This window comes from Arthrobacter sulfonylureivorans, assembly GCF_047607445.1.
Lineage (GTDB): Bacteria > Actinomycetota > Actinomycetes > Actinomycetales > Micrococcaceae > Crystallibacter > Crystallibacter sulfonylureivorans_A.
Genome location: NZ_JBLKRT010000087.1, coordinates 1 through 1,535, shown reverse-complemented (window position 1 = coordinate 1,535; position 1,535 = coordinate 1). Strand labels below are relative to the sequence as shown.

1 protein-coding gene is annotated in these 1,535 nt (G+C 71.3%); it reads right to left on the bottom strand.

Translation table 11 applies throughout. The features are described 5' to 3' along the window. A partial coding sequence (locus ACMX2H_RS18900) for an FAD-binding oxidoreductase (RefSeq protein WP_414962816.1) occupies positions 1 to 1,535 on the bottom strand: 1,535 nt, incomplete at both ends.

Sequence of the window (1,535 nt, the reverse complement as noted above, 5' to 3'; positions counted from 1 at the left end):
CGCCCGGGTTGAGCAGGTTGTCCGGGTCCAGGATGCCCTTGACCGTGCCGAACAGGCGGATGGCTTCCGCCGAGTAGATCCGCGGCAGCAGTTCGCCGCGGACCCGTCCGTCGCCGTGCTCGCCGGAGAGCGAGCCGCCGTAGCGGGCCACCAGATCGGCCGCGTCGGTCATGAAGGCGCGGTACTCGCGGCGGCCATCGGTTTCGTTGGGGCCGCGGTTGCCGAACGGGAAGTCCAGCCGCACATGCACGCAGCCGTCGCCAAAGTGCCCGTAGGGGAAACCGCTGAAGCCGTGCTGCTCCACCAGGTCATCGAAGTCGCGCAGGTAGGCGCCCAGCCGTTCCGCCGGCACGGCCGCATCCTCCCAGCCGGAGTGCGCCGGCTCACCGGCGGGCGACCGGCCCGACAGCGCGGAACCGTCCTCGCGGATCTTCCACAGCGCGGCGGCCTCCACCGGATGGTCCACCACCCGGGCATCCACGGCCTCCGGCAGCCGGAGCAACCGGGCGGCGCGGTCCGCCACCTCGGCGGGCTGGTCGCCGGCCAGCTCCACAAACAGCCATGCGGCGCCGGCGGGCAGCTCCGGCACGGAGCCCGGCCCCTTCCGGCTGCGCACCACGTCCACAATCCGCCGGTCCAGCCCCTCGCAGGCGGTCGGCGAAAAAGCCATCACCTCCATCACCGCGTCAGCGGCAGTTCCGATGTCGGCAAATCCCAGCGCCACCATGGTCTTGTGCGCCGGGTCCTTGACCAGCCGCACTCCCGCTTCCAGCACGACGGCGAGCGTCCCCTCGCTTCCAACCAGCGCCCTGCGCAGGTCGAACCCCTTCTCCGGCAGCAGGTGCTCGAGCGCATAGCCGGACACCTGCCTGCCGAACCGGCCGAACTCCGTGCGCAGCGTCCCCAAGTGTCCGGCGGCCAGTTCGCGCAGCGCCCCGGTTTCCGGAGTTTCCGGGGCCCCTGCGCCGTCCAGCCGAAGCCTGCGTCCGGAGCCGGTGACCAACTCGAGGTGCTCCACGTTGTCCACCGTGCGGCCGTATGCCGGGGTGCGGGCGCCGCAGGAGTTGTTGCCGATCATCCCGCCGATGGTGCAGCGGGTATGCGTGGACGGGTCCGGCCCGAAACGCAGTCCGTGCGCCAACGCCATCCGCTGCAGTGTGGCGTGGACCGTCCCGGGCTGCACCGTGGCGGCGCGGGCTTCCGGGTCCAGTTGCAGCACGCGGTTCATGTAACGGCTGAAATCCAGCACGACGCCGGGGCCCACCGCATTGCCCGCGATGGAGGTGCCGGCTCCGCGGGAGGTCAGCGGGACGCCGGTTTCGCGGCAGGCTGCCAGCACGGCCAGAACCTCGTCCACATCGTGAGGGAAGGCCACGGCCGCCGGCCGCACCCGGAAGAGTGATGCATCGGAAGAGTAGAGGTCGCGGGTGGTGGCATCGGCCCGGACGTCCGCCACCCGGTTCCGCCGCAGCACTTCAAGCACGCTGGCCGCCGCCGCGTCGTCTATCGCAGCCTTATCAACGGTCTGCATGCGG